Source organism: Mycobacterium sp. ACS4054 (genome assembly GCF_001667275.1).
Taxonomy (GTDB): Bacteria; Actinomycetota; Actinomycetes; order Mycobacteriales; family Mycobacteriaceae; genus Mycobacterium.
Genome location: NZ_LZHV01000033.1, coordinates 1 through 1,692, shown reverse-complemented (window position 1 = coordinate 1,692; position 1,692 = coordinate 1). Strand labels below are relative to the sequence as shown.

Here is a 1,692-nt window from a genome sequence, read left to right as displayed (position 1 = left end):
ACACCTCGGGCACCACCGGGGTGCCCAAGGGGGTGGCGGTCACCCACCACAACATCACCCGCCTGTTCGACACCCTGAATGTGGGCATCGACCTGCACGGTGCACAGGTGTGGACCCAGTGCCACTCGTATGCGTTCGACTTCTCGGTGTGGGAGATCTGGGGCGCCCTGCTACACGGCGGCCGGCTGGTGGTGGTGCCCGAGGACATCACCCGCTCCCCCGAGGAGCTCCACGCGCTGCTGCGCACCGAACACATCAGCGTGTTCAGCCAGACGCCTTCGGCGCTGGCCGCCCTGTCCGCACACGACCTGCCACCGATGACCCTGATGGCGGCCGGGGAGGCCTGCCCACCCGAGGTGATCGAGCGGTGGGCGCCCGGGCGGGTGATGCTCAACGGCTACGGGCCCACCGAAACCACCGTCTATGCCACCATCAGCGCCCCGCTGACCCCCGAAACGATCCCGGTGCCGATCGGGGCACCGGTGCCCGGGGCGGCGCTGTTCGTGCTGGACGCCTGGTTGCGCCCGGTCCCGCCCGGGGTGGTCGGTGAACTCTATGTCGCCGGGCGCGGGGTCGGCCTCGGGTATTGGCACCGGCCCGGGCTGAGTGCGGCGCGGTTCGTGGCCTGCCCGTTCGGGGGACCGGGAACCCGGATGTATCGCAGCGGGGATCTGGTGCGCTGGCGCCCCGACGGCCAACTCGACTACCTGGGCCGCGCCGATCAGCAGGTCAAGATCCGCGGGTATCGCATCGAACTCGGCGAAATCCAAGCCGCCCTCGCCAGTCTCGACGGAGTGCAGCAGGCCGCGGTCATCGTGCGCGAAGACCGCCCCGGCGACAAACGCCTCACCGGCTACCTGGTGGGCGACACCACCCCCACCCACGCCCGGGCCGCCCTGGCCGACCGGCTCCCGCCCTATATGGTGCCCACCGCCATCGTGGTGCTGGACGCCTTGCCCACCACGCTGAACGGCAAACTCGACACCCGCGCCCTACCCGCACCCGACTACACCGATGGTGACCACTACCGCGCCCCCACCACCGCCATCGAGGAAATCCTGGCCGGTATTTATGCCGAGGTGCTCGGGGTGGACCGGGTCGGGGTGGATGACTCGTTCTTCGATTTGGGTGGCGACAGCATCTTGTCGATGCAGGTGGTGTCGCGCGCCCGGGATGCGGGCCTGACCTGTCGGCCCCGCGACATCTTCGTCGAGCAGACCGTGGCCCGACTGGCCGGCATTGCGGGCATCACCGAGGGCCACACCCGGGTCATCGATGAGGGCATCGGGGCGATCACGCCGACCCCGATCATGCACTGGCTGTTCGACATTGACGGCCCCATCGACCAGTTCAACCAAACCATGGTCCTGCAAGCCCCCCACGGGGCCAGCCGTGCCGACGTCGTGACCATCTTGCAGGCCCTGCTCGACCACCACCCCATGCTGCGACTGCGCGCCGACACGGAGCGGTCACTGTCCGTACCCGAACCCGGCGCCGTCACCGCCGATGAGTGCCTGCACGCCGCCGAGGCGTTGACGGATGCGGCGCTCGCCCGGGCGCGCTCCCATTTGGACCCCGGGGCCGGCAAGATGCTCAGCGCGTTATGGATCACCGACACCGGTCAATTGGTGTTGATCGTGCATCACCTGGCCGTCGACGCGGTGTCGTGGCGGATCCTGGTGGAGGACTTCA

1 protein-coding gene is annotated in these 1,692 nt (G+C 69.1%); it reads left to right on the top strand.

Features of this window, described 5'->3' with window-relative positions; translation table 11 throughout:
• Nucleotides 1-1,692, top strand: a 1,692-nt coding sequence (locus A5730_RS07125) for an AMP-binding protein (protein WP_156745720.1), incomplete at both ends; no start/stop codon positions are given.